23 protein-coding genes are annotated in these 25,160 nt (G+C 33.8%); 10 read left to right on the plus strand and 13 right to left on the minus strand.

The window, feature by feature from the left end; all coding sequences use genetic code 11:
- Positions 1–70 precede the first annotated feature (70 nt).
- Positions 71–1,150 carry a glycosyltransferase gene (locus ABTV69_RS02730; RefSeq protein WP_433834023.1) on the plus strand — a complete coding sequence of 360 codons (1,080 nt, stop codon included), beginning with the start codon at positions 71–73 and terminating at the stop codon, positions 1,148–1,150.
- Between the two features lie 211 nt (positions 1,151–1,361).
- On the opposite strand, the gene ABTV69_RS02735 is transcribed toward ABTV69_RS02730, so the two are convergent.
- The 3 genes from ABTV69_RS02735 to ABTV69_RS02745 form a co-directional block, all read right to left on the minus strand.
- Positions 1,362–2,672 carry a porin gene (locus tag ABTV69_RS02735; RefSeq protein ID WP_433834025.1) on the minus strand — a complete coding sequence of 437 codons (1,311 nt, stop codon included), beginning with the start codon at positions 2,670–2,672 and terminating at the stop codon, positions 1,362–1,364.
- A 169-nt stretch (positions 2,673–2,841) separates the two neighbouring features.
- On the minus strand, positions 2,842–3,921 hold the full coding sequence (locus tag ABTV69_RS02740; RefSeq protein ID WP_433834027.1) for a sensor histidine kinase: 1,080 nt from the start codon (positions 3,919–3,921) through the stop codon (positions 2,842–2,844).
- Between the two features lie 256 nt (positions 3,922–4,177).
- Positions 4,178–4,861: a response regulator transcription factor gene (locus ABTV69_RS02745; protein WP_433834029.1), complete on the minus strand. Its 684-nt coding sequence runs from the start codon at positions 4,859–4,861 to the stop codon at positions 4,178–4,180.
- A gap of 242 nt (positions 4,862–5,103) precedes the next feature.
- Here ABTV69_RS02745 and ABTV69_RS02750 point away from each other — a divergent pair, with 242 nt between their 5' ends.
- The 4 genes from ABTV69_RS02750 to ABTV69_RS02765 all read left to right on the plus strand — a co-directional run bounded on the left by ABTV69_RS02750 (position 5,104) and on the right by ABTV69_RS02765 (position 10,879).
- On the plus strand, positions 5,104–7,851 hold the full coding sequence (locus ABTV69_RS02750) for a TonB-dependent receptor domain-containing protein (RefSeq protein WP_433834031.1): 2,748 nt from the start codon (positions 5,104–5,106) through the stop codon (positions 7,849–7,851).
- Positions 7,852–7,987: 136 nt separating this feature from the next.
- Positions 7,988–9,178 (plus strand): hypothetical protein, encoded by a 1,191-nt coding sequence (locus ABTV69_RS02755; protein ID WP_433834033.1) that lies wholly within the window; start codon positions 7,988–7,990, stop codon positions 9,176–9,178.
- Positions 9,179–9,384: 206 nt separating this feature from the next.
- Entirely contained in the window at positions 9,385–9,723 is a 339-nt protein-coding gene (locus tag ABTV69_RS02760; protein ID WP_433834035.1) for a T9SS type A sorting domain-containing protein, read from the plus strand.
- A 175-nt stretch (positions 9,724–9,898) separates the two neighbouring features.
- Positions 9,899–10,879, plus strand: coding sequence for an acyl transferase (locus ABTV69_RS02765; protein WP_433834037.1), 981 nt, complete (start codon positions 9,899–9,901; stop codon positions 10,877–10,879).
- A gap of 173 nt (positions 10,880–11,052) precedes the next feature.
- Here ABTV69_RS02765 and tyrS read toward each other — a convergent pair whose 3' ends face one another.
- Positions 11,053–12,348 carry a tyrosine--tRNA ligase gene (gene tyrS, locus ABTV69_RS02770; protein ID WP_433834039.1) on the minus strand — a complete coding sequence of 432 codons (1,296 nt, stop codon included), beginning with the start codon at positions 12,346–12,348 and terminating at the stop codon, positions 11,053–11,055.
- A gap of 198 nt (positions 12,349–12,546) precedes the next feature.
- Between tyrS and ABTV69_RS02775 the strand changes: the two genes are divergently transcribed.
- On the plus strand, positions 12,547–13,548 hold the full coding sequence (locus ABTV69_RS02775) for an NAD-dependent epimerase/dehydratase family protein (RefSeq protein WP_433834041.1): 1,002 nt from the start codon (positions 12,547–12,549) through the stop codon (positions 13,546–13,548).
- On the opposite strand, the gene ABTV69_RS02780 is transcribed toward ABTV69_RS02775, so the two are convergent.
- Genes ABTV69_RS02780 through ABTV69_RS02790 form a run of 3 tightly spaced genes read right to left on the minus strand, consistent with a single transcriptional unit; the run spans position 13,543 to position 16,114 of the window.
- Positions 13,543–14,028: a DUF4296 domain-containing protein gene (locus ABTV69_RS02780; protein WP_433834043.1), complete on the minus strand. Its 486-nt coding sequence runs from the start codon at positions 14,026–14,028 to the stop codon at positions 13,543–13,545. The genes ABTV69_RS02775 and ABTV69_RS02780 overlap by 6 nt on opposite strands.
- A 9-nt stretch (positions 14,029–14,037) precedes the next feature.
- A complete protein-coding gene (locus ABTV69_RS02785) occupies positions 14,038–15,378 on the minus strand; it encodes a dihydroorotase (protein ID WP_433834045.1) in 1,341 nt (446 codons plus the stop codon).
- A gap of 10 nt (positions 15,379–15,388) precedes the next feature.
- Positions 15,389–16,114, minus strand: coding sequence for a polyprenol monophosphomannose synthase (locus ABTV69_RS02790; protein WP_433834047.1), 726 nt, complete (start codon positions 16,112–16,114; stop codon positions 15,389–15,391).
- Positions 16,115–16,220: 106 nt separating this feature from the next.
- Between ABTV69_RS02790 and ABTV69_RS02795 the strand changes: the two genes are divergently transcribed.
- The 3 genes from ABTV69_RS02795 (at position 16,221) to ABTV69_RS02805 (ending at position 18,383) form a co-directional block, all read left to right on the plus strand.
- Positions 16,221–16,889, plus strand: a complete 669-nt coding sequence (locus ABTV69_RS02795; protein WP_433834049.1) for a DUF4271 domain-containing protein — start codon at positions 16,221–16,223, stop codon at positions 16,887–16,889.
- Between the two features lie 14 nt (positions 16,890–16,903).
- On the plus strand, positions 16,904–17,653 hold the full coding sequence (locus tag ABTV69_RS02800; RefSeq protein WP_433834051.1) for a uroporphyrinogen-III synthase: 750 nt from the start codon (positions 16,904–16,906) through the stop codon (positions 17,651–17,653).
- 259 nt (positions 17,654–17,912) lie between these two features.
- The gene (locus tag ABTV69_RS02805; protein WP_008465121.1) at positions 17,913–18,383 is read left to right on the plus strand and encodes an Lrp/AsnC family transcriptional regulator; all 471 of its coding nucleotides are present in this window, start codon (positions 17,913–17,915) and stop codon (positions 18,381–18,383) included.
- A 399-nt stretch (positions 18,384–18,782) separates the two neighbouring features.
- On the opposite strand, the gene ABTV69_RS02810 is transcribed toward ABTV69_RS02805, so the two are convergent.
- The 3 genes from ABTV69_RS02810 to ABTV69_RS02820 form a co-directional block, all read right to left on the minus strand.
- A complete protein-coding gene (locus tag ABTV69_RS02810) occupies positions 18,783–19,475 on the minus strand; it encodes a zinc metallopeptidase (protein ID WP_433834053.1) in 693 nt (230 codons plus the stop codon).
- Positions 19,476–19,579: 104 nt separating this feature from the next.
- Positions 19,580–20,209, minus strand: coding sequence for a response regulator (locus ABTV69_RS02815; protein WP_433834055.1), 630 nt, complete (start codon positions 20,207–20,209; stop codon positions 19,580–19,582).
- Positions 20,199–22,211, minus strand: a complete 2,013-nt coding sequence (locus ABTV69_RS02820; protein WP_433834057.1) for a histidine kinase — start codon at positions 22,209–22,211, stop codon at positions 20,199–20,201. The genes ABTV69_RS02815 and ABTV69_RS02820 overlap by 11 nt, the downstream gene beginning before the upstream one ends.
- Before the next feature lie 166 nt (positions 22,212–22,377).
- On the opposite strand from ABTV69_RS02820, the gene ABTV69_RS02825 reads away from it, so the two are divergent.
- Positions 22,378–22,779: an MmpS family transport accessory protein gene (locus ABTV69_RS02825; protein WP_433834059.1), complete on the plus strand. Its 402-nt coding sequence runs from the start codon at positions 22,378–22,380 to the stop codon at positions 22,777–22,779.
- 76 nt (positions 22,780–22,855) lie between these two features.
- Here ABTV69_RS02825 and ABTV69_RS02830 read toward each other — a convergent pair whose 3' ends face one another.
- Genes ABTV69_RS02830 through ABTV69_RS02840 form a run of 3 tightly spaced genes read right to left on the minus strand, consistent with a single transcriptional unit; the run spans position 22,856 to position 24,763 of the window.
- Positions 22,856–23,452, minus strand: coding sequence for a hypothetical protein (locus tag ABTV69_RS02830; protein WP_433834061.1), 597 nt, complete (start codon positions 23,450–23,452; stop codon positions 22,856–22,858).
- The gene (locus ABTV69_RS02835) at positions 23,439–23,912 is read right to left on the minus strand and encodes an RNA polymerase sigma factor (RefSeq protein WP_433834063.1); all 474 of its coding nucleotides are present in this window, start codon (positions 23,910–23,912) and stop codon (positions 23,439–23,441) included. Before ABTV69_RS02835 ends, ABTV69_RS02830 begins: the two co-directional genes overlap by 14 nt.
- A gap of 5 nt (positions 23,913–23,917) precedes the next feature.
- Positions 23,918–24,763, minus strand: a complete 846-nt coding sequence (locus ABTV69_RS02840; protein WP_433834065.1) for an alpha/beta hydrolase — start codon at positions 24,761–24,763, stop codon at positions 23,918–23,920.
- Between the last annotated feature and the right edge of the window lie 397 nt (positions 24,764–25,160).

Here is a 25,160-nt window from a genome sequence, read left to right on the forward strand (position 1 = left end):
AATTTAGTAATGCCCGCGAAATAACATAAAAAACATATTTTTCTATCTTCGTTTTTAAAACGTGTTAAAAATGAGCATTGATTACTCTGCGAACAAAACTATTTTAATCGCTCCATTAAATTGGGGACTTGGACATGCTACTAGATGCATTCCTATTATCAAAGCGCTTCAAGAGAATAATTATATTCCTATTATTGCTTCTGATGGAGTAGCATTGGCTTTATTACGAAAAGAATTTCCTTACATACAAACTTTAGAACTCCCTTCCTATCATATTGAATATGCAAAGAATGGCAAAAATTTTAAATGGAAGCTGATTAAAAATCTGCCTAAAATGATTACTGCCGTTTTGGATGAGAAAAAGATGATCAATCATTGGATTAAAAAACATGGTATTGACGGTATTATCTCAGACAATCGATTGGGAGTTTTCAGCAAGAAAGTACCTTCTGTTTTTATTACGCATCAATTGAATGTAATGACAGGAAACACCACTTGGTTTACGAGCAAGTGCCATCAGTATTTTATTAAAAAATATAATGAATGTTGGGTTCCAGATTCGAACGAAAAAACAAACCTCACAGGAGATTTGGGACATTTAAAAACGAATGAACTAAACCTAAAATACATTGGCCCACTAAGCCGCATGAAGAAAAAGGAAACTCCAAAAATATATGATTTGATGATTATATTGTCCGGACCTGAACCGCAACGTACTTTCTTGGATGAAAAACTGCAGAAAGAAGCTGCGAACTATCCTGGAAAAGTGGTTTTTGTACAAGGAATTGTAGAGAAATCACAAGAAAAATGGCAAGCCGGAAATGTTACTTATTACAATTTCATGAATTCGAAACAGCTCGAACAGACTTTTAACGAAAGTGAATTTGTTCTTTGCCGTTCTGGTTATACCACTGTAATGGATTTGGCAAAATTAGGCAAAAAAGCCTTTTTTATTCCAACGCCTGGTCAGTACGAACAGGAATATTTGGCCATAAAACTTCAGGAAGAAAATCTTGTGCCTTATTCGCTACAAGACGACTTTAAAATAGAAGACCTATCAAAAGCAAAGTCGTTTAAAGGATTGTCTCAATTTGAAAACACTATCGACTGGGATTCTTTATTTAAAGTTTTTGAAGACAAAACTGCGTAATTGCACGCAGATGACGCTGATTTGCTATCGCAAAGACGCTGATTATACAGACATAAAAAACTTAAGCTAAGTAAGTTTGGCTAAAGCCCTATCACTACAATTAAAAAACCTCCAGCTGAAGCTGGAGGCAATTCATTCTTTCTCAAATAAAAAAATCAGTTTTTATCTGCGTCTTCGCGATAGCAAATCCGTTTAATCTGTTTTCTAATTTTTAGAAGTTAAACTGTACTTGCATTCTAAGCAAGTTACCTTGCTGTCTATTTACTGGCAAAACGCTATCTTCAAAAGTTCTGTCTGCTACTACATATTCTGCGGTAAGTTCTAAAGCTTTAATCGGTTGCCATTCAACACCAAATTGAAAATCTCTTACTACGTAACTTCTGGCATCTTTTTCATATTTCTTTCCGCCATCATAATATTGAAATTTAGCAAAGGGGTAAATGTGCATCTTTTTGATATCCCACTTATAATTTAACAAAACGTAACCTCCATTTAAATCGGTAACATCAACATGTTTGGTTAATGTATTATAACGAGGCCCTGTTCCAAAGTTATATTCGGTCTGGATTCCAAAAGGTCTTGGATACAAAACAAAAGTGGCGCCGATACGCTGGTCTTTTATATACTGCGGATTATCTACGGTAACACCAGACGAGATTTCTCCTGTAAAAGCCCATCTTCCTGTGTATGCTTGAATTCCCGGTTCGATAATCTGACTTCCAATAACAAAAGGATATGTTACTCTAGCAACAATATTCAAATCTCTGTTTCCGTCTAATTTATTTGCGATTTGTCCATTGTAAGCTCCAAAGGCAAACACCCCAAAATCTCCTGAACCTTTGTATCCATCTCTAACCAACATTTCAAAACGCTTTCTGATTTCTGCCGGAGCCCAGTAAAAGAAAATCCCTAAATCACGCTCATTTGCAATCGAAGAGTTGATTCCGTCAGCACGGTCTAAAGTTAAACGCTGTGAACTTGACTGCATATTCTCAAATCCGTATGGAATTTTACTTTGTCCAACACGCACACGATATTCTCTTTTCTTATCGAAAGAAATATCGGCATATAAGTCACGAATCTGCACGAAATTATTAATTCCGCTTGATGGCGAACTTGCAAAATCGGGCTGAAAATAGAAGAATACATTTGGGTGAATTTGTCCTGAAAACACTAAACGGGCACGACGAATAAAAAGTCCATTGTTTGCTTTTGCATCTGGAGCTGTAGAAGTTGTTCCCCAAGATTTATCGCATTGGTCGCAAGAAACTTTATCATTAGTAGAAAACAAACCATTGTATCGAATTTGTGCATAACCTCTCAAAGAGATTCTATCGTACCAATGTTCTTCAACACCTCCCCCAGATTTAGTCTCTGGAAGTTTTGCTTTATTGATAGAATCTAAAATACGCATTACTTCGTTTTTTACATCCTGTTTGTTCAGCTCTTGTTTATTTGTTTCTTGCGCATTGGTTGCAAAAGTTAGCAGTAATAAAACCGCTAATAGTTTTCTTTTTATCATTAGTTCTGTAATTCCCTTAATTTCAGGATGCAAAGATGGAGCACCTATGTTAAGAAATCATTAACCAGATGTTACTATAATAAAAATTTAATGTTACGGTCGAAATCCGTATGTTGATTTATTGTTAAACACCCCTATTTCAGGGCTTTTAGCTACTATGAGCTTACATTTATTTAACCTCAGCTTTTATCGATTTATTTGCTTTTTCAAGTGTAAAAGAGAACTCAGAACCAATTCCGAACTCACTTTCTACATAAACTTTCTCTTTATGAGCTTCAATAATATGCTTCACAATCGCCAATCCTAAACCAGAACCACCTTCAGATCGTGTTCCGCTTTTATCTACTCGATAAAAACGTTCAAAAAGTCTCGGGATATTTTGTTTTTCAACCCCTTCACCATTATCACTAATACGAATTAAGACTTTTTTCTTCGTTAAGTTGACAACCCCTACTTCGGTTAAACCACCCTCTTTTCCGTACTTAATGGAGTTTACAATTAGATTTTCTAAAACTTGCTGAATTCTATCCTGATCTCCTCTAATCATAACCGACTTCACATTTTTACTTTCAAAGGCCAATTTGATTTTCTTTTTATCTGCTTTCATTTCCAACAGTTCAAAGACATTCTCGATCAATTCAACAATATCAAAATCAGTCATATTCAAATCCAAATCTCCCGATTCCAATTTAGTAATCATGTCTAGATCTTCTACGATATAAATAAGACGCTCAACTCCTTTTTCGGCACGTTTCAAATATTTCTTTCTAATATTTTTATCGTCCATAGCGCCATCAAGCAAAGTCGAAACATAACCTTGAACGGTAAACAAAGGCGTTTTTAATTCGTGCGAAACGTTCCCTAAAAACTCTCTTCTGTATTGTTCACGAATTTCAAGCATTTCGATTTCGAGTTTTTTATCGGTCGCAAACTTCTTCACTTCGCGTGAAAGCGTTTCCATATCGGTATTAATTGGCTGATTAATAAGCGTTGTCGATTCTAATAATGAAACCTCATCGTAAATTTTCTTGACTCTTCTATAAATAAAACGCTCTACACGATATTGCAAAACCAAGAAAGAAAATATATAAATAACAATAATGAAAATTATTCCAAATGCTACTTGATGTTTTAACTGATTTTTGTAAAACAAAGACATCAGCATGAGCACAAATGCTGTTGCAAATAGACTGATATACAATGCCGATTTAATAGCAAATTTGTATGTTTTTTTAAAATTAATCTTCATTGAAAAAATTGAACCATTAAGAAATTTAGAAAATTAAGTTTTGTTTTTTAAGTTATTATTTGAGTAAAATCAAAAAACAAAAAATGATTAACTCAAAAACCATATAAGAAAATGAAGAATGTATTTCCTTCAATTCTTATATGGTTTAAATGTATTGAATATTTTAAAATAATTGGAATGTATTTAATCTTTCCTATAATTCCAGTTACAAAGGCCTCAGCAACTTAGTAACTCAGAACCTTAGAAGCTTAAAAAACTATACTTCAAATTTATAACCTACTCCTTTTATTGTTTTGAAAAGATCTTCGCCGATTTTCTCGCGCAGCTTTCTGATGTGAACGTCGATTGTTCTTCCTCCAACTACTACTTCGTTACCCCAAACTTTATCCAAGATTTCGTCTCTTTTAAAAACTTTACCTGGTTTTGAAGCTAATAGATAAAACAATTCAAATTCTTTTCTTGGTAAAGCAATTTCTACATTGCCTTTTATGATTTTGTATTCCTCACGATTAATCTCGATTCCGCCTACATTTAAAGTATCTGTAACAACTTCTTGTTCTTTTAACCTTCTTAACAGCGCCTTTACTTTAGACACTAGTAATTTCGGTTTAATTGGCTTAGTAATATAGTCATCTGCACCAGCATCAAAACCAGCTACTTGGGAATAATCTTCACTTCTTGCGGTTAGAAATGTTATGATAACATTATTTAATTCTGGAATTTTTCTAATATGCTCGCAAGCCTCCATTCCGTCCATTTCTGCCATCATTACATCCATAATAATTAATTCTGGCAGTTCTTTCTGTGCTTTTGCTATAGCATCTTTTCCGTTAGAAGCTGTAACAATCTGGTAGCCTTCCTGAGCAAGGTTATAGCCAACGATTTCTAAGATATCTGGTTCGTCGTCAACTAATAAAATCTTAGTTTGATTTTTTTTCATAAATAGCAAAAATTGAGATTTTTATATCGAAACCTCTTCATTAAACATTCGATATTTCTTATTTCACAGGGTAAATATACTAACAAAAGAACCTTTAAAAAATGGTGTTAACCGTAATTTAATCTCGTAACAATTTGATAATCTTAACAACACAAAAACATAACAAGTCGGTAACATGGACTTCACAGAGCGGTTCTTTCTTTGCACAAAAATATTAAGACACAAACACAACACTGAAAAAAATGAAATTCAATTTAAGATTTCTCTTTATTGCATTATTTATCTGCACGGTCTCGATCGCGCAAAACAAAGGTACGATTTCTGGAGTTCTAACTGATAAAGATATGAACAACGCAGCTCTGCCATTTGCTAATGTTTTAGTTAAAGGTACAAATATTAGCGTAAATACCGACGTAGATGGAAAATATTCCTTAAGCGTAAATCCTGGAAACTATACTTTAATTTTTAGTTTTTTAGGATATGAATCTGTAGAAGCTCCTGTTGCTGTAAAAGCAAATGAAACTGTAACAGTTAATCAAGGGCTTTCATCAGGAAGTTATACTCTTAAAGATGTAGTGGTTCAAGCAACTGCAGTAAGTAAACAAAAAGAAACTGCATTACTTTTAGAACAAAAAAATGCTGTAGATATTAAACAATCTATCGGCGCGCAGGAACTTTCTCGAAAAGGTGTAGGCGACGTCGCTGCTGCTGTAGTGAAAACTTCAGGAGTTTCTAAACAAGAAGGAAGCAACAGCGTTTATGTACGAGGATTGGGTGATCGTTACAACTCTACCTCGATGAACGGGCTTCCTATTCCATCAAATGATCCCGAAAGAAAAAACATTGCTCTTGATTTATTTTCAACTGATATTGTTGAATACATCTCAATCGATAAATCGTACACTTCAAAAATGTATGGTGATTTTGCAGGAGGAAATGTAGATATAGTTTCTAAAGATTACAAGGGAAAAGGTTTGTTTGAAATCTCATTAGGATCTAAAGTCAACACTAATGCATTACAGCAATCTAATAACTTTTTATTACAACAAGGACCAACTAAATCAGGTTTTGTTTCTTATGGAGTTCCTTCAAATGCTTTAACTGGATATAATTTTGAAAACAGTTTAAATCCTGTTAAAGAAGCACCATATGCAGGAAGTTTCAACCTAAAAGCTGGTAAAACATTCAATATTGGTGAAGAAGGAAAACTTAGTATTTTTGGAACAGCAGGTTTTAGCAATGGTTATGAGTTTAGAGAAGGATTAAGCCAAAGTGTAAATGCTCAAGGAGTTAGCTTAAGATCATTTCAAGAACAAAAATATACTTATACTACAAATTCTACAGGAATGTTTAATGCGAATTATCGCTTAAACAAAAATCATAAGATTGGCTATAACTTCTTATTTGTCAATTCTTCTGAACAAACTAGAGACAACTATTTTGGTAGCGACAGGGATTTTGACAATGATGATGCTGATCTATTAGTTCAAAGAGGAACTTTTACTCAAAATACTGTTTTCATCAATCAGCTTTTAGGCAATCATAAAGTAACCGATAAAATTGATTTTGACTGGGGAGTTTCATACAATACTGTAAAAGGTGATATGCCAGACAGAACTCAAAACAAAATGTTCTTAGATCGTGCAAGTGGCATTTATACAATTGCTCAGACAACAATTACAGATAACCAAAGATATTACCAAAACTTAAAAGAAGACGAAGCTGCTGCTAACCTTGCGTTTACATACAAATTAAGTGATAAAGATGGTGAATCTAAAGGAAAAGTTGTTGCAGGTTATAACGGAAAATTCAAAAAACGCGATTTCGAAGCTATTCAATTTAACTTTAACGTTACAGGGCAAGGACAAAATACACCAGTTTTACCAAATAACTTAGACGCTTTCTTTAACCAAGCAAATTATGAAAACGGAATATTCGGAATCAGTGCTTTTGCAGGAATGACTCCTCAAACTTATAACGGTGATCAAGATATTCACGCAGGATTTGCTAATATCGAATATAAATTAACTGACAAATTAAGCTCTATTTTAGGTTTCAGATATGAGAAAATTTCTCAAATGGTAACATGGAGAACACAACTTGATGCAAGTGGAGGAAAAAACACATTTGACAGAAATGAATTCTTACCAAGTCTTGTTTTAAAGTATGAATTAAATGAAAAACAAAATCTTCGTTTAGCTGCAAGTAAAACCTACACTTTACCGCAATTTAAAGAACGAGCTTTGTTTATCTACGAAGATGTAATGGAAACTAAAATTGGTAATCCTTACTTATACCCTTCTCAAAACTATAACTTGGACATTAAATGGGAAATGTTCCCGAAAAGCGATGAGTTGTTCTCTGTAACTGCTTTCGGAAAATACATCTTAGATCCTATCAACGAAGTTGTAATTGCTTCTGCTTCAAATGATATTTCTTGGGTAAATATTGGAGACAAAGGTTATGCGTATGGAGTTGAATTAGAAGCCAGAAAAAACCTTTTTGAAATCGACAGTGAATTTACAAACAAACTTTCTTTTGGCTTTAATGCTTCGTTAATGAAAACAAATCAGGATATCGATTCTGAAAAAGTTAGAGAAGAAACAAACAGCACATTAAACATCAGTCTTACTGATACAAGTTCTGGTTTCACAGGAGCTTCAGATTTAATTTTAAATGCTGATCTATCTTATACTAAAAACTGGCAAAATGATGCTGGAATTACAGCAACTTTAGCATACAACCACTACTCTGACAAACTATATGCAATTGGAGCTTTAGGAAAAGGAAATTTAGTAGACAAATCAATGGGATCATTAGATCTTATATTAAAAACCAAAATAAACAAAAGTCTTGGGCTTGATTTTGGAGCAAGAAATTTACTAAATCCAGAATTTAGAAGAGTGCAGGAAAATGCTGGTGGAGACGTTCTAGTATTTAATTATAAAAAAGGAATAACGCTAGGATTAGGAATGAATTACCAATTCTAATCAAGACAAATTTGTAGATCACAATTCCTTAACATTCCTTTAAAAAACATATAACAAATAGATTACAGCGACTTAACATTCATTCTATCATAAGTTCTAATCTTTGCATAAACACAAACTACTAATTAAAGAAGTAATGAAAAAAACAATTTCAACAATTTTAGGCTTAGCAGCTTTATCACTTGTAACACTTACAACATCTTGCTCAAGCGACAACAATGATCCAAGCACAGGAGGCGATTCTTCTTTCGTCTTAACAAGAGACAATCTTCAAGGAGAAATTAATGATGGAGAAGTTATCTTAGAATCGGGAACTTATAAACTTACAGGGAAATTAGTTGTTAAAGCTAATGCTAAACTTACAATTAAGCCAGGAGTAATTATTGAGGCTACTACATTAGATCCAAACAAAGTAGAATCTATCAGATATATTGCGATCTCTCAAGGTGGTAAAATAGATGTTCAAGGTACAGCTTCAAGCCCAGTTATCATGACATCAACTGCAACTAAACCAGGATCTTGGGGAGGATTAGTTCTTTGCGGAAGAGCACCTATCAATTCTGGAGCAACTGCATCTGCTGAAGTTTCTGACTTACCATACGGAGGTACTGACGCTAACGATAACTCAGGTTCAATCAAATATTTAAGAATTGAATACCCAGGTTACGCATACAATACAAGTAAAGAATTTAATGGTATCTCATTCTTCGGAGTTGGTAAAGGAACTGTTGTTGATTACGTTCAAATTTTCGAAAGCTCTGATGACGGATTCGAATGGTTTGGTGGAACTGTTAACGCTACTCACTTAGTTGTTTCTAATAAAGATGCTGCTAACGTTGGTGATGATTTATTCGACTGGACTGAAGGATGGAATGGAACTGCTGAAAACTGGTACGGAATCAGAACAAACGCTGGTAACAGAGGTATTGAAGCGGATAACAATGCTAACAACAACTTAGCTACTCCAATTTCTTTCCCAACAATCAAAAATCTTACTTTAGTAGGTTTTGGATCAACTGATACAAGTTCAGAATCTCAAGCATTCAAATTAAGAGTAGGTACTAAAGGTAAATTTGACAATGTTGTATTAAAAGGTTGGAAAACTGGATTTGACGTTGAGCACAACGAAACTATCGGATATGTTGGAACTGACTTAGTTGCAACTAATGTAAAATTCGAAGATGTTCCTACAAAATCTAAAGGTACAAACACTGCAAAAGAAACTGTTGATGTATCTAAAGTTTTCACAGAATCTGCAACTGCAACTGGAGCAGGAAACGGATCAGGAGTTCCAACTTGGACTGCTGGATGGACAAAAGGTCTATAATAAGAAAACAAAAAATAGTAAAAAACACTCTAATTTTATTAGGGTGTTTTTTTGTTTGATACCAATGTATTTAGCCTCTAAAGCAACTTACGCTCTTAATCACTTCGAACACATAATGTTAAAAACATCCTAATTCTTAAGGACGTACTTTTTTGGCGTACTTTTTGTAATTTTTTTTGTATATTTACAGTAATCAAATACATGCGATGGTAAAAAACTACTTTTATATTACTTTCTTATTGGCATTTTTCTTCACTGTAAGCGTTTCAGCGCAAGACAGCAAGCAATTACCAAAAACTCAGGAAGCGACTTCTATTGAGGGTTTGAGCTTGTATCCTAATCCAGTGACAAACGGAAAAGTCTATATATCTTCTAAAAACGATTTAGAGAAAGAGATTATTGTGTTTGACATCCTAGGCAAAAAAGTATTACAAGTACATTTAACCTCAAAAGAACTAAGTGTTGCAGAATTACCGCCAGGTGTTTACATCATCAAAATAAGCGAACAAAATGCATCGGCAACTCGAAAACTCATTATTCGATAAAAATATAGAAAGCTCCTAATTGGGAGCTTTATTTTTGTATTCAGTGTTTAGCTATAAGTATCGAGTTCCCTCTTTACTTTTCACTTTTAGAGTTCAGCTAACTGAACGCTATATAACAAAACAAAAAACTGATCACTGAACACTAAAAAAAAGTATCTTTGCAAAAAAAAACATTTTGATCACAGCCAGCGATATCTTTACCATTTCAAGTCAGAAACAATTTGAAAAAATAGCACTGAAAGTGTTTCGTTTTCAGCACGAGAATAACAAAGTTTATCGCGACTTTTGTGATTTTTTAAAAGTAAATCCACAGCAGATAAAATCACTGCAGCAAATTCCTTTTTTACCCATTCAGTTTTTCAAAAGTCATGAGGTCGTTTCTAATACCGATCCTGCACAAGTTACTTTTACTAGCAGCGGTACAACCGGAATGATTACAAGCAGACACTTAGTGACTGATGTTTCCCTATATGAAGAAAGCTACCGCAAAGGGTTTTCTCAGTTTTATGGCAATATCGAAGATTACGTTGTTTTAGCCCTTTTGCCGTCTTATTTAGAACGCGAAGGCTCTTCGTTAATTTACATGGTAGAAGATTTAATAAAACTCTCCAATCAACCCGAAAGTGGGTTTTATTTGCACAATCATGACGACTTAATCAAAAAGCTTCTGGAATTGGATGGAGAAGGCCAAAATGTAATCTTAATTGGCGTTACGTACGCTCTATTAGATTTAATCGAAAAACACCAATTCAACCTTCAAAACACCATTATTATGGAAACGGGAGGAATGAAAGGGAAACGCAAAGAAATGATTCGTGAGGAATTGCACGACATTTTATGTAAAGGTTTTGGAGTTTCATCCATTCATTCAGAATATGGAATGACTGAACTTTTAGCGCAAGCGTATTCTCTCGGCGAAGGCATTTTCGAATGTCCATCTTGGATGAATATTCTAGTTCGCGATCCAGAAGATGCTTTAACTTATGTAAAAGACGGAAAAACAGGTGGAATAAATGTGATTGATTTGGCTAACATCAATTCCTGCTCTTTTATCGCTACACAGGATTTAGGCAAAAAATACTCTAACAACTCTTTTGAAGTATTGGGCCGTTTTGACAATTCTGATATTCGTGGATGTAATTTGATGGTTCTTTAAAGTTGTTTAACCGTTTATTTGTTTAATCGGTTAATCGCAAAAAACAGTTTTAATCGCAAATTACTTTTACAAAATACACCTAAAAAAAATCCCAACATTCTGCGAACATTGGGATTTTATATTTTTAAGTTTAAACGTTTTCCAATCGATTAAAAAATTAACCGATTAAACAGTTAAACCACTCTAATCACAAAATAATTTTTCTTTCCGCTTTGCAACAACACAAATTGATTGTTAATTAAATCATTTGCTGTCAAAACAAAATCTTCTTTTATTTTTTCTCTGTTTACAGAAATTGAGTTTGCAGTTAATGCACGTCTCGCTTCTCCGTTTGATTTAAAGAAACCTGTTTTTTCATTTAAAACCGTGATAATTTCTAATCCGTTTTCTAAATCCCCTTTTGCAATTTCAGCTTGAGGAACTCCGTCAAAGACTTCTAAAAAAGTCGCTTCATCCAATTTTTTTAAATCTTCAGCAGTAGAATTTCCGAATAAAATATTCGAAGCTTGAATTGCTTTTTCTAATTCTTCACGATTGTGAACAAAAACAGTAATTTCTTCTGCTAATTTCTTTTGTAAAACTCTCAAATGCGGAGCTGTTTTGTGCTCTTCGATTAATGCTTCAATTACCTCTTTATCTAAGAAAGTAAAGATTTTAATATATTTCTCAGCATCAGCATCAGTCGTGTTTACCCAAAATTGGTAGAATTTGTAAACCGAAGTTTTATCAGCATCCAACCAAACATTTCCACCTTCAGATTTTCCGAATTTAGATCCGTCTGCTTTTGTAATCAAAGGAGTTGTCAAGGCGTAAGCTTTAGCATTCTCGCCTCCCATTCTACGAACCAGTTCTGTACCTGTGGTAATATTACCCCATTGGTCAGAACCACCCATTTGCAGAATACAGTTGTTGTTTTTATATAAATGATAAAAATCGTAACCTTGAATTAATTGGTATGTAAACTCTGTAAAAGACATTCCCTCACCTTCTCCGCTAAATCTCTTTTTTACAGAATCTTTAGCCATCATATAATTCACGGTGATTCTTTTTCCAACTTCACGTGCAAAATCGATAAAAGAGAATTCTTTCATCCAATCGTAGTTATTCACCATTACAGGTGCATTTGCTTCGGTTGAATTAAAATCTAAGAAACGAGACAAAACGCTTTTGATTCCAGCCACGTTTTTAGCCAAAGCTACTTCATCAAGCAAGTTTCTTTCATCAGATTTACCAGAAGGATCTCCGATCATTCCTGTTGCTCCACCTACTAAAGCGATCGGTCTGTGTCCGAAATTCTTTAAGTGAACCAATAAAATAATCTGAACCATACTTCCGATGTGCAGTGAATCTGCTGTTGGATCAAAACCGATATAGGCAGTGGTAGCTTCTTTTAGCAATTGTTCTTCCGTTCCAGGCATACTATCATGGTATAACCCGCGCCATTTTAATTCTTCAACTAGATTCTTCATTTTTTTAAATAATTTGCGCAAATATAATCAATGCCAATGGCAATGTCAAAAAAACAATAGCAATGTCAATTTCAATTTCAAAAAGCAATAAAAACATTGAACCTTTGTAACTTTAAACTTTTGTCTTTTCAAAAAAATCCTTTGCAACTTTGTACCTCTGCACTTTGCACCTTTCGACCAAAAACTTATCTTTACAACATGATATTAGTAACTGGAGGAACAGGTTTAGTAGGCGCGCATTTATTGCTTCATTTAATTGAAAATGGAGAAAATGTTCGGGCAATTTACAGGAGCAAAAACACAATTCAGAAAACAAAATCGGTTTTTGATTTTTATCAAAAAACAGCTTTATTTGAGAAAATCAATTGGCTTGAAGCCGATATTCTAGACATTCCTTCATTAGAAACTGCTTTTATCGACATCAAACAAGTTTATCATTGTGCCGCCTTTATTTCGTTCGAACCGAAAGACGAAGAAAACCTTAGAAAAACCAATATTGAGGGAACTGCCAATATGGTCAATTTTGCTATTGCCAAAGAAGCAGAAAAGTTTTGCTACATCAGTTCTATTGCGGCTTTAGGAGATATCGCTGCTCACGAAACGCACATTACCGAAGAAACAGACTGGAATCCCGAAAAACCGCATAGCGATTATGCCATTTCTAAATACGGTGCCGAAATGGAAGTTTGGCGTGGTCATCAAGAAGGCTTAAATGTCATTATTGTAAATCCGGGAGTTATTTTAGGTCCGCCGAAAATGATGACTATTTTTGACGAAGGAAGCTGCGAAATCTATCGAAAAGTTTCTAAAGGACTTCGTTTCTATACATTAGGAAGCACGGGGTTCATCTCTGTTGATGATGTGGTGAAAACGAGTTTTGAATTGATGAAAAGCGAAATAAAAAATGAACGTTTCACACTTATTTCAGATAATATTGTTTTTAAAGATCTTTTAGACACTGTTTCTGATGCTTTAAAAGTAAAAAGGCCGCACATTCATGCTAAACCTTTTCTAATGACCATGTTGTGGATTGCTGACAGTATATTTTCTACACTATTTTTTAGAAAAAGAAGCATTACAAAAGCAACAGCAAAAGCTTCATACTCCAAGAATCTGTATAGCAACCAAAAAATAAAAACCGCTCTAGGAACGGTTTTTATTGATATTCATCACTATATTAAAGATAGCGCTAAACTATAGTTTTTTAGTTCTGTCTCGCATCTGCATACGAGCTCTTCTTATAGAATCGTCATTAACTTTCGGAGCTGGTTTTGAAATAGAATCCTTTGAAACTGCCGTTTTCTTTTTGCTTTCCTTAGCTGCTTTTTTCTCATCGATTTTAGCTAAAGAATCGGCTGCTCTTTGCACTATGGAAATTCTTTTGTTTACCTCATCAAACATATCTTTATAGCTATCGTAATCTGAAGCATAATACATATTGTTTTGTGCAAATTGAAGACTGTCTACTTTATATTTTTTCAAAATATACTTCGTCGGATCATTGTCTATAGAATCCAAAGACAAAGGTTTCTGATATCTCATTGCTTCCAAAAGAGATAAATCATACATAATATCAATCATTTTGTCTTTCTCGATAAGCTTTTCAGGCTGTTTTACCACATCCTTTTTACAGCTTATAGAAAGAAACAAAACCAATAGTATGACTATAAAATTCTTCATAGTTGTTATTTATCTGTCAAACAATAATCTTTTACCTGCTCTAGTATCTTTTACTTTGAAATTGTTGTAAACCAATTCACCATTTACAAAAGTATGTGTAATTCTAGATTTGAAAGTATACCCTTCAAACGGCGACCATCCGCATTTGTATAAAATATTTTCTGGTTTCACGCTCCAAGGCAAACTTGGATTCACGATTACTAAATCGGCGTGGTAGCCTTCTCTAATAAAACCTCTTTTTTCAATTTTGAAAAGCTTAGCTGGATTGTGACACATTTTCTCCACGATTTTCTCCACCGTGATTTTTCCTTGATGATGCGCTTCAAACATCGCCACAACAGCATGCTGAACCAATGGCCCTCCAGAAGGCGCATTCAAATACGACTGCATTTTTTCTTCTTTAGTATGAGGTGCGTGATCTGTTGCAATCACATCAATTCTTCCGTCATTTAAAGCTTTCCAAAGTTCTGCACGATCTTCGGCTGTTTTAACCGCAGGATTCCATTTAATGAAATTCCCTTTTGTTTTATAATCTTCATCAGTAAACCAAAGGTGGTGTACACAAACCTCAGCGGTGATTTTTTTATCTTCTAAAGGAATTTTATTCGTAAACAACTCCATTTCTTTCGCCGTAGAAAGATGAAAAATATGCAATCTAGCTCCAGTACGTTTTGCCAAAGCCACTGCTTTTGAAGAAGAAATATAACAAGCTTCGGCACTTCTGATTAAGTTGTGAGCCGTAACTGGAACATCTTCACCGTATTGCTCCTTAAAAGCGGCAAGATTATTTTTAATGGTAGTTTCGTCTTCACAGTGAACCGCAATTAACATTGGCGTACTAGAAAAAATCTTTTCTAAAACTGCTTCGTTATCTACCAGCATATTTCCTGTTGATGAACCTAAGAAAATCTTGATTCCCGCAACATTTTTTGGATTTGTTTTTAAAACTTCTTCCAAGTTATCGTTTGTTGCCCCCATCATAAACGAATAATTCGCAAATGATTTTTGAGAAGCAATCTGATATTTATCTTCTAAAATTTCTTGAGTAACCGCATTCGGAACCGTATTGGGCTGTTCAATAAAAGAAGTAATTCCGCCCGCAACAGCAGCACGAGATTCCGATTCGATATCCCCTTTATGCGTCAAACCCGGTTCTCTAAAATGCACTTGGTCGTCTATCGCACCCGGCATTAAATAATTTCCTTCAGCATCGATTACAATGCAATCTGAAGTTTTAAGCGAAATGCTGTCTGCAATTTCAACAATCAAATCGTTTTCAATTAAAACATCACCTTCAACAATTGTCCCTTCGTTTACAATTTTGGCATTTTTTATTAGAATCCTGTTCATTTCGGTTGGTTTATAATGAATTGACTAATTTTCTTAATCTAAGTGAAATCACTCCAAGTATAGCTTCTTTAATAATAGCATTGCTCATTTTAGAAACTCCTTTTGTTCGGTCTGTAAAAATAATTGGGACTTCGGTAATTTGAAATTTAGCACAATAGGTTCTGTACTTCATTTCGATTTGAAACGCATATCCAACAAATTTTATTTTGTTGAGATTGATTTTTTCTAAAACCTCTCTTTTATAACAAACAAAACCTGCAGTCGCGTCGTGAATTTTCATTCCGGTAATAAACTTTACATAAACTGACGCAAAGTAAGACATCAAAACACGGCTTAAAGGCCAGTTTACCACATTTACTCCTTTTACATAACGAGAGCCAATTGCCAAATCTGCTCCACCAAAATGGCAGGCATCGTATAATTTTTCTAAATCATTTGGGTTATGCGAAAAGTCGGCATCCATTTCAAAAATAAATTGATAGTCTCGCTCCAAAGCCCATTTAAAGCCATGGACATAGGCTGTTCCCAATCCCGCTTTTTTTGCTCTTTGTTCCAAAAATAGTTTCCCCGGAAATTCTTCCTGTAAAGCGATCACTTTTTTAGCCGTATGATCTGGAGAATTATCATCTATAATTAGCAGATGAAAAGGTTTATGCTGCGAAAGTACAGCCCTTACTATACTTTCTACGTTTTCAATTTCGTTATATGTGGGAATTATGACAATACTATCATTCATTTTTTCTCGGTAATTTCACCGCAAAAGTAAACTTTTTATAGCATTTGATTCATAATAAATATATAATAAAAGTATTGCACCAAAAAATTACTAATTTTGTATCGCTATGATTGAACAACTTCATCCTCGAATAATTGAAAACAAAGACTGGGCAACACTTTTATTTGTGGTTACCTTTGCCGTTGTTGCCATGACAAAATCTGCTTACGAAACAAGATTTAGCGAATTTAGTAAACTTATTTTCTCTGATAAATACGCTAAAATCTATCGCGATAACAGCCATATGAAAAACAGCTTTACGGTTGGTTTATTTTTTGTGCAGATTGTATCTTTTGCTTTTTTTATTCTCCTTACGATGAATATTTTTGGTTATGCTGCAAAAACCGACTGGCTTCTGTTTATTCAGATTGCAACTTTCTTACTTTATTTCATTTTAGGAAAGTATTTAATCGAAAAAATTGTAGCAGCTTCATTCAACATTGACGACTTTGTAGAGCTTTTTAACTTACAAAAAGTAACTTACAGAACCTATATTGGCGTTTTAATCCTTCCAATTAATGCCGTTTTGTTTTATTACAGCAATATTCCAAAAATTGTACCCCTAGCAATCATAGGTATTTCGCTGTGTATTAGCGTATACTCTTACTTTATTTCAATTAAAACATATCAAAACGTAATTATCGGCAAGTTATTTTATTTTATTTTGTATCTTTGCGCTCTTGAAATAGCCCCTTATTATTTTCTTTATTATTGGATTACAAAAGGGAGTGCTTAGAAAATATTTATAATATGAAAGTGAAAACAATTTTGGTGTCACAGCCTGAACCTAAAGTGGAGAATTCTCCTTACTTTGAGCTCCAACAAAAACACAAAATAAAAATTGATTTCAGACCATTTATTCATGTAGAAGGGGTTAGCGCAAAAGAGATTCGATTACAAAAAATCGATCTTAATCATTACACTGCGATCATTTTAACAAGTCGAAATGCTGTAGATCATTTTTTTAGAGTTGCTGATGAAATGCGTTACAAAGTTCCTGAAGGATTGAAGTATTTTTGTCAATCTGAGGCTGTTGCGTTTTACCTTCAAAAGTATGTTGTGTACAGAAAACGTAAGATTTACGTTGGAGCAAAAGATTTCGCAGATTTATCTCCGTTAATTAAGAAGTACAAAGACGAAAAGTTTTTACTTCCTGCATCTGACCAATTAAATGCAGATGCACCTGTTACATTAAACAGTTTAAAAGTAGATTGGGCGCAAGCTGTTTTTTACAGAACTGTTATGAGTGATTTATCTGATTTAGCTGATGTTTATTATGATGTTTTAGCTTTTTTCAGCCCAACAGGAATCAAATCATTGTTTAAAAATTTCCCAGATTTTAAACAAAACAACACCAGAATTGCCGTATTCGGAAGCACAACTCAAAAAGAAGCTTTGGATCATGGTTTAAGAATTGACATTCTTGCTCCAACTCCTGAAACACCTTCTATGACAATGGCACTAGAAAAATACGTAGCAGAAGCCAACAAAGGAAAATAACCTAAGGATAAAAAATACACAATATCTAAATTCCAAATTCCAATCTAATCAATTGGAGTTTGGAATTTTTCTTTTTATGCAAATTTTAAATTTCAATTCCCAATTAATCGCAACGCGTTTGGAATTTGGAATTTCAATATTGGGATTTGAGTTAGTATTTTGGAATTTCATAATTGGAATTTTCTTTTCTACAGCAATTTAACTACATTTGATTTCTATTGATAACCCAAATCTCAAAAATAGTTTCAAATTATAAGTTATGAAAATCAACTCCCTTTTAATTGAAATTGACGGAATCGACAAGGAAATACTTCGTTATCTAATGGACGATGCCCGAAAACCCATCTTACAAATCGCCAACAAAATCGGAATTTCTGGAGCCGCAATTCATCAGAGATTAAAAAAACTAGAACAATCTGGTGTTATTTCTGGATCTAAATTTACTGTAAATCCAAAAGTTTTAGGTTATAACACCATGGCTTTTGTTGGAGTTTATCTAGACAAAGCTTCCAGAAACTCTGAAGCCGTAAAAGAACTTAGAAAAATCCCTGAAGTTTTAGAATGCCATTATACCACAGGAAACTGGTCCGTTTTAATTAAAATCATCTGTCGCGACAACGAACATTTGATGCAACTTCTCAATACTAAAATCCAAGCCATTGAAGGAGTTTCTAGAACTGAAACTTTTATTTCGTTGGATCAGCAGATTGATAGACAGATTCAACTTTAATTAGAAAATGTGTCAATTTGATAATTAGATAATTCGACTGCAATGATAAAACTTCGAACGGAGTTCAAAACCTTAATATTTTTCGTCGTTTACTACATAGTTGCGATATTAGCAGAAAAATCGGCTCCAAGTGGCCCATGCACCCCTGGCGCAGGCTTTTTCTTATTTTTACTTTCAATTCCATTAGGCATTATCTTGGCTCTGATTTTTTTGTTTAAATACTATAAATCAGAAAACAAAGAATATATAAACTCATTTTACATTATACTCGCAATTTGGGCAACCATTTTTCTCTTTGGATACTACAACGATTAACAAATATGAGAATAAAACAAAACGCGACAGGTTTTAAAAACCTGTCGCGTTTGCCATGCATTATCTAATTGACTAATTTCCTAATTAATCTCTCCTATTGTTGCTTCCTGCATAAATCGAAATATAATACAGTAACGTAGCTATTGACCCTAAAGCAGCAACAAGATAAGTTCTTGCCGCCCATTTTAAAGCGTCTTTTGCTCCCGCTTGCTCTTGCTGTGTAAGCATGTGCTTATTTTCAAGCCACGCTAAAGCTCTGTTACTTGCGTCATATTCAACGGGCAATGTTATAATAGAAAATAAAGTTGTTGTTGCGAAAAGAATAATTCCAACAAGTAATAGTTGCGGAAAAACCTGAATCATTAAGATTCCAGCCAGCAAAATCCACTGCATGAAATTTGAAGCTACACTCACAACAGGAACTAATTTTGAACGCATTGTAAGCCATTGATATCCTACAGAATGCTGTACCGCGTGACCACACTCGTGGGCTGCAACGGCTGCTGCTGCGGCATTACGATGATTGTAAACTGCTTCACTTAAATTTACTGTTTTATCTGATGGATTATAATGATCTGTTAACTGGCCTGGTGTTGAGATAACGCGAACATCTGTAATTCCGTTGTCTGCAAGCATTTTTTCGGCGATTTCACGGCCGCTCATTCCGTTTCTCAATTGCAATTTCGAATACAATTCAAATTTTCTCTTCAGCTGCGAGCTTACTAGCCAGCTGAACAACATTATAGCTCCAGCAATAATTAAATATCCTGATCCCATTTTTTTTTGTGTTTTTAGATTGATTTTTAAATTTACGAAAGAAACTGCAAATTGCGAACCATTTTAACAAAATGCCATTTTGACATTTTTACACCACTTTTGACTTAATTCAGCATGTTGTTTTTAAGCAGAAATGCAATTAGTTCTGCCACATTCTTCATTTTATATTTCTGAAGAATATTGCGTCGGTGCGTTTGAACGGTTAAAAAGCTCAAAAACAAATCGTCGGCTATTTCTTGCGTCGATTTTCCTTGCGAAAGCAATAAGGCAATATCGCGCTCTCTACGGCTCAAACCCGGAATTCTTTCTAAATCTTCAGACAAAGGCTGGCTAATTATGGTTTTTACTTCTTCGCTAAAAACAATTTCACCATCAATTGCTTTGTAAATGCATTCTTTAAATTCGTCGAAAGAAGCATTTTTAAGAATATATCCATTTCCTCCATTTTGAATAAATTGCATCACCAAACTTCTTTCAGACTGGCTGCTCATCCCTATAATTACGATTTTAGGATGCTTTTGTTTGATTGTTTTACACAAATCAACTCCATTTATTACAGGAAGAAAAATATCCATTAAAATCAAATCTACCTTATTGTCTTCGATATAATCTAAAAGCGCAATTCCCGATTCGAATTTTTCTACAATTTCTATATTATCTAAATCCGACAATAGACCTGCGATTCCAGAAATCACAATCGGATGATCGTCTACTATTACCGTTTTATACTTCATAATCATGATTTGGGTTATATTTTAATTCTATATAAGTTGATGTTCCTTTATCTAGAACAGAATCGATTTCTATTTTTCCGTTTAAAAAAGCCACACGATTTTTTATATTTCGCAAGCCCATTCCATCTCTTTTTTCGGCATATTCCACATTAAAACCAATTCCGTTATCTTCTACCGTAATAAAAAACACATCTTTATTCTGCGAACAGGAAATCAGAATTTGTGAAGCTTTGGCATATTTTAAAGCATTATTTAAAAGTTCCTGAATGATTCTAAAAATCATAATTTTAATATGCTGTGGCAAAGTTGTTTTTTTTATCAAATACTGAAATTCGATTGCAGTTTCAGCTGTTGAATGAGAGGCGCATAAATCTCGAAGCGCATGTTCAAGCCCCAATTTCATCAAACTTTCCGGCATTAAATTCTGAGAAATATTGCGAAGCTCCTTTATAGAGTCGTTCAGCATTCCGTTTATATTCGGAGCATTTTCGTGGTTTTCGCGTTCAGCAAGATTCAAATGCATTTTCAAACCAGAAAGCATACTGCCAAGTCCATCATGCAAATCTCTTGCTATCCTTTTTCGTTCAATTTCTTCTCCTTCAATCAACGCATTTGAAATAGACAATTTCTGCTGATTTTCTAATGCTTCGAGCTCTTGTTTGTGATTGACTTCTTTCTGAAAGCTTATCTTTTTCTGATAATTATTCCAGCTCCATAAAAACAAAACCGTCAAAAACAACACAAAAGAAAGCACTGCAAAAAGCATCATATTCAAACGGTTGTTGTTTACCTGCAAAACCGCCTTTTCATTTTCAGATTGCAGCAGACCAATTTTCTTTTCGCTTTCCGCTTTTTTATATTTCGCTTCGAGCTCTACAATTTCATTTTTCAATTTGGCATCATTCAGACTATCATTAATAACATTGTATTTATTCGAATAATAATAGGCCTTCGGATATTCCTTAGTCGCATTGTAAACCTTTGACAGTTCTTTATAATAGTTTTTCTTATCTACAATAAAAGGCGTGTTTTCTACCAAGTATTCTAAATTGCTTTTGGCTTTAGCATAATTTTTAAGCTTAAAAAGCACTTCATACTCTGCAAACTTCAATCGGTTTACTGCAATCGCATTCTGATGGCTTTCTGCCGATTTAATTCCTTTATCAAAACTAGCCAATGCTTCTTTATGCTTATTTTGCTTGGCATAATAAATTCCTTCCGAATAAAAATAAGAATCGTTTAAGTTTGATGCAGGATATTTTTCTAAAGTAGAATATGCCTTATCTAAAATTTCTTTGGCATCGTAAAAATGTTTCAGCTCTACTAAATTCTCAGCATTTATAATATAGGTTTCCATTTTAGACTCTGCTAAAGTCGCCGATTTCTTTGTAGCACTTTCAATATATTTTTGCGCTTGATCCAGATATTCAGCTGCTTTTTCACGTTCGTCATTATTCATAAAAATAATAGCTACCGCTTTGTTTAAAGCACTGATTAATTCATAATCGCCACTTCTTTTAGCAATCGGAATGGCTTCATTTACCAGCAATTTCATATAGGCGTTTTCGTTATTCTTACGCTGCTGCATGATACCGTAATTCTGAAGTATAACGGCACGAAGTTTATAGGCTTCTTTGTTACGATATTTTTTCAGTTTATCATTTGCTTCTAACAAAGCTTTTTCAAAACCTTCTACATCTCCTTTTTCTATAAAACCGTAGGCATTATAAAAAATAGAAGCATCTCTCAAAAAAGGAAATTTTACTTTCAGCCGATTTGCCTGCTCTAGATATTCTTTAGATTTTTTCGCATCCTGCGCCATTAAAAACAGTTTTGACAACCTAAAACTATTCAAACTTTTAACGCTGTCTGACTTTGTGTTTCTGGTGATTTTAACAATACTGTCAATATAAACAGTATCATCATCTAAGGAAAGAATTACTTGTGAATGGGAAATTGCACTGAAAACTAAAAAAAATAAAAAGGCGTAGAGTTTCTTCATAAATGTGGCATTTACTCAAAGTTATTAAAGCTTAATGACTTTCAAAAAGAAATTACTCGCTTTTACCTGATATCAGGTAATAAAAAATACATTTTATCAGGTATTGACCTCTCGAAGTTAAGGGTCTAATTTTGTTATAATCTGAATATTAATCAAAAAATATATTATGAAATCAATTTTGAAAACTTTAGCAATTGTATTGACTCTTGCTTTTACAGCAGTTTCTTGCAGCAGTGATAACGATGATAATGGCGGTGCAAATAATTCAAGAGATATTAAGTACGAAATAACTGGAAATTACACAGGAACTCTTTCTACTACATATTTTGAAAAAGGAGGAAATGCATTAAATGAGGACATTACAAAACTTCCGTGGACTAAAGAATTTACTGCAGAAGCAAAATCTATGGGAGCTTCATTAAGTGCTAGTGGATACGGCGGAGTTCCTGGACAAACACTAACTGGAAAACTTTATGTTGGAGGAAAATTAGAGAATGAACTAACTGCAACAGCTAACAATGATGGAATCATTGTATTATCTCTTACTCCATATGTTTTTCCTCTTTAAAAATTAGTTTTAGAATTTAGATTTTTTGTTTTTGGTAAAAGAAAAAGCTTCGCAAAACTGCGAAGCTTTTTCTTTTTTATATTTCCAATTGATGATTAATTTCCTCAAACTTTTCAATAAGACCATTTATTTTATCTTGTTGCTTTTTAACTTGTTTTGGACGAAGGTAAAACCAATTAAAAAGCATCCAGAACAATGTGATTCCGTACATCAGGCTTGCCCCTGTAAGGCTTAATCTGCTCGCATATTCATACAGATACAAACAAACACCGAGTGTAAGTCCGATAAAGTAAAAGCTCATCATTTTGGTTTGTAAAAACTGCTGTTTCTTTTTAATCAAAATCAGTTTTTGAAGATATTCCTGATTAGTCTGAGTAGAATCGATATTTTTATAATCACTCAACAATTTATTATAAACAAACATATAAACCACCATCGCAAGAATGGTAAGTACAATTCCGATTTTGGTCGAAATAAACTGTGGCTGAAAAAATATCCAAATAAAAATTATAAGAACGCTTGTTGCCAAAAGCGTAATATTAGTTAACCATAAACAGCGCAAAGCCGTTTTTTTAAATTTACTTAATCGTGCCAGCAGGTCGTTCATGTCTGGCTCACTTATGGACTGTTTTTTCCATAAATCTTTAAAATCTATATTATTATCGCTGTTCATTTTCTTTAAATTTTTGAGTCAGTTTTTCTTTAATTCTGTGAATTTTCACTCTAACATTGGCTTCAGAAAGTCCGACGATTTTAGCAATTTCTGTTTGTTTGATATCTTCTAATTCTAGCGAAATAATGATACGATCGGTTTCTGGAAGCTCAGCAATACATTTATATAAAAATTGAATCTGAGGTTCTATAGAATTCTGCTTTTCTTCTGAAAGATGAATGGGAAGCTCTGATTTCGGGAAACGCTTTTGTTTTTCAATTTGCCTCAAGCAATTATTAGAAGCAATTCTAAAAATCCAAGTTCCAATAGACGATTCGTTTCTAAAAGTTTCCAGCTTTTGCCAAACAATTATGAAAGTCTCCTGAGCCAGATCTTGTGCTGCATCGTAATCGTTCACGAAACCCATGCAAAGCCTGAAAATTCGATCCCAATACGTTTTGTAGATTTGTTCAAATTCCATTTTTACTATTTTAAAAAAGTGCTTAATTGTCCTAAATACCAAGCGGTGTCATCGTACATAATAAAATGCAGACCGCTTGTAGCATATTGAAAATTAGCCGTTTTTAATTTTTTATACTGCCCCTCGATAGCTGGTTTTAAATTTATAAAATAAGATTCTAATAGAATTAATGCCGGACACTTAATCTGCGAGACTTTTTCTCTTAAATCAATATTGAAAAAGTCGCAATACATTTGTCCAAAAGTATTTCGGTCCGATTTTACACTCCAATCTACCACCATATCAAGCTTTGATGTATCGGCCAAAAGGCTTGGCATCGTCTTTTTCTGCATCTCATAAAATTGATCATTGCTCATTCCTGTCATTTGATTTACAGTCGAAGAACAATCATTATTTATTTTCGATTTAAAAGTAGGATCAGTCATAGCTGCCAAACAAGGAAGCGCATCTACCACTATAATTTTACTAATCAAGTCTGGATAATCGGCAGCTATTGCTAATGCAAGTGCGCCCCCCATACTATGACCAACTAAAATTGGTTTTTCGATATTGCTATCTTTGATATAATTGGCAATTCCGTTTTTCCAATTTTCAAAAGAAGCATTTGGTTGTGGTTTTCTACCTGCAAAACCCGCCATTGTGAGAGTATAGCAAGTAAATTTATTTTCAAATGTAGCTCTGGTTTCATTCCAGACATCGCCTGAAGATGCAAAGCCAGGAATAAATATAACAGATTGATTTCCACTTCCCGTTTTTAAAACTTCAAACGGGAATTGTTTGGTTTGTCCGAAAACATTTAAGCATAAAGCTGAGAATAAAAATGCAATCATTAAGATAAAATACTTTTTCATTTTTAATAGTTTTAAATTGTTAATTAAATCGGATCCATGCTTTTGATACGACAACTATTAAAATGTTACAACGGATTTTAAAATTTCAATAAAAAAAATTCCAAATCTCAATGTTTGTAGGGGAAATCCAATATTGAAATTCCAAATTCCAATATCTGATTGTGTTATTTAACCGCAAAGTGCGCGAAGGTTTACGCAAAGAACGCAAGTTTTTTGCTTGCAAAGACGCGAGGTCACAAAGTCTCGCGTAAACTTGTCATTTCGACGAAGGAGAAATCGCCACAAGTAGCTCTACAAAGATTGGTGATTTAGATTGCGGAGTTCCTTGCGGAGATTTCTCCTTCGTCGAAATGACAAAACTTTGGTTTTTTTGGGAGTAATAATTTGTGGAAATTAG

Source organism: Flavobacterium anhuiense (assembly GCF_050990855.1).
Lineage (GTDB): Bacteria > Bacteroidota > Bacteroidia > Flavobacteriales > Flavobacteriaceae > Flavobacterium > Flavobacterium anhuiense_C.

Bases quoted from the DNA above. Each gene is read 5' to 3' on its own strand.
- ABTV69_RS02730 (WP_433834023.1), top strand. From the start codon at position 71: ATGAGCATTGATTACTCTGCGAACAAAACTATTTTAATCGCTCCATTA.
- ABTV69_RS02735 (WP_433834025.1), bottom strand. From the start codon at position 2,672: ATGATAAAAAGAAAACTATTAGCGGTTTTATTACTGCTAACTTTTGCA.
- ABTV69_RS02740 (WP_433834027.1), bottom strand. From the start codon at position 3,921: ATGAAGATTAATTTTAAAAAAACATACAAATTTGCTATTAAATCGGCA.
- ABTV69_RS02745 (WP_433834029.1), bottom strand. From the start codon at position 4,861: ATGAAAAAAAATCAAACTAAGATTTTATTAGTTGACGACGAACCAGAT.
- ABTV69_RS02750 (WP_433834031.1), top strand. From the start codon at position 5,104: ATGAAATTCAATTTAAGATTTCTCTTTATTGCATTATTTATCTGCACG.
- ABTV69_RS02755 (WP_433834033.1), top strand. From the start codon at position 7,988: ATGAAAAAAACAATTTCAACAATTTTAGGCTTAGCAGCTTTATCACTT.
- ABTV69_RS02760 (WP_433834035.1), top strand. From the start codon at position 9,385: ATGGTAAAAAACTACTTTTATATTACTTTCTTATTGGCATTTTTCTTC.
- tyrS (WP_433834039.1), bottom strand. From the start codon at position 12,348: ATGAAGAATCTAGTTGAAGAATTAAAATGGCGCGGGTTATACCATGAT.
- ABTV69_RS02775 (WP_433834041.1), top strand. From the start codon at position 12,547: ATGATATTAGTAACTGGAGGAACAGGTTTAGTAGGCGCGCATTTATTG.
- ABTV69_RS02780 (WP_433834043.1), bottom strand. From the start codon at position 14,028: ATGAAGAATTTTATAGTCATACTATTGGTTTTGTTTCTTTCTATAAGC.
- ABTV69_RS02785 (WP_433834045.1), bottom strand. From the start codon at position 15,378: ATGAACAGGATTCTAATAAAAAATGCCAAAATTGTAAACGAAGGGACA.
- ABTV69_RS02790 (WP_433834047.1), bottom strand. From the start codon at position 16,114: ATGAATGATAGTATTGTCATAATTCCCACATATAACGAAATTGAAAAC.
- ABTV69_RS02795 (WP_433834049.1), top strand. From the start codon at position 16,221: ATGATTGAACAACTTCATCCTCGAATAATTGAAAACAAAGACTGGGCA.
- ABTV69_RS02800 (WP_433834051.1), top strand. From the start codon at position 16,904: ATGAAAGTGAAAACAATTTTGGTGTCACAGCCTGAACCTAAAGTGGAG.
- ABTV69_RS02805 (WP_008465121.1), top strand. From the start codon at position 17,913: ATGAAAATCAACTCCCTTTTAATTGAAATTGACGGAATCGACAAGGAA.
- ABTV69_RS02810 (WP_433834053.1), bottom strand. From the start codon at position 19,475: ATGGGATCAGGATATTTAATTATTGCTGGAGCTATAATGTTGTTCAGC.
- ABTV69_RS02815 (WP_433834055.1), bottom strand. From the start codon at position 20,209: ATGAAGTATAAAACGGTAATAGTAGACGATCATCCGATTGTGATTTCT.
- ABTV69_RS02820 (WP_433834057.1), bottom strand. From the start codon at position 22,211: ATGAAGAAACTCTACGCCTTTTTATTTTTTTTAGTTTTCAGTGCAATT.
- ABTV69_RS02825 (WP_433834059.1), top strand. From the start codon at position 22,378: ATGAAATCAATTTTGAAAACTTTAGCAATTGTATTGACTCTTGCTTTT.
- ABTV69_RS02830 (WP_433834061.1), bottom strand. From the start codon at position 23,452: ATGAACAGCGATAATAATATAGATTTTAAAGATTTATGGAAAAAACAG.
- ABTV69_RS02835 (WP_433834063.1), bottom strand. From the start codon at position 23,912: ATGGAATTTGAACAAATCTACAAAACGTATTGGGATCGAATTTTCAGG.
- ABTV69_RS02840 (WP_433834065.1), bottom strand. From the start codon at position 24,763: ATGAAAAAGTATTTTATCTTAATGATTGCATTTTTATTCTCAGCTTTA.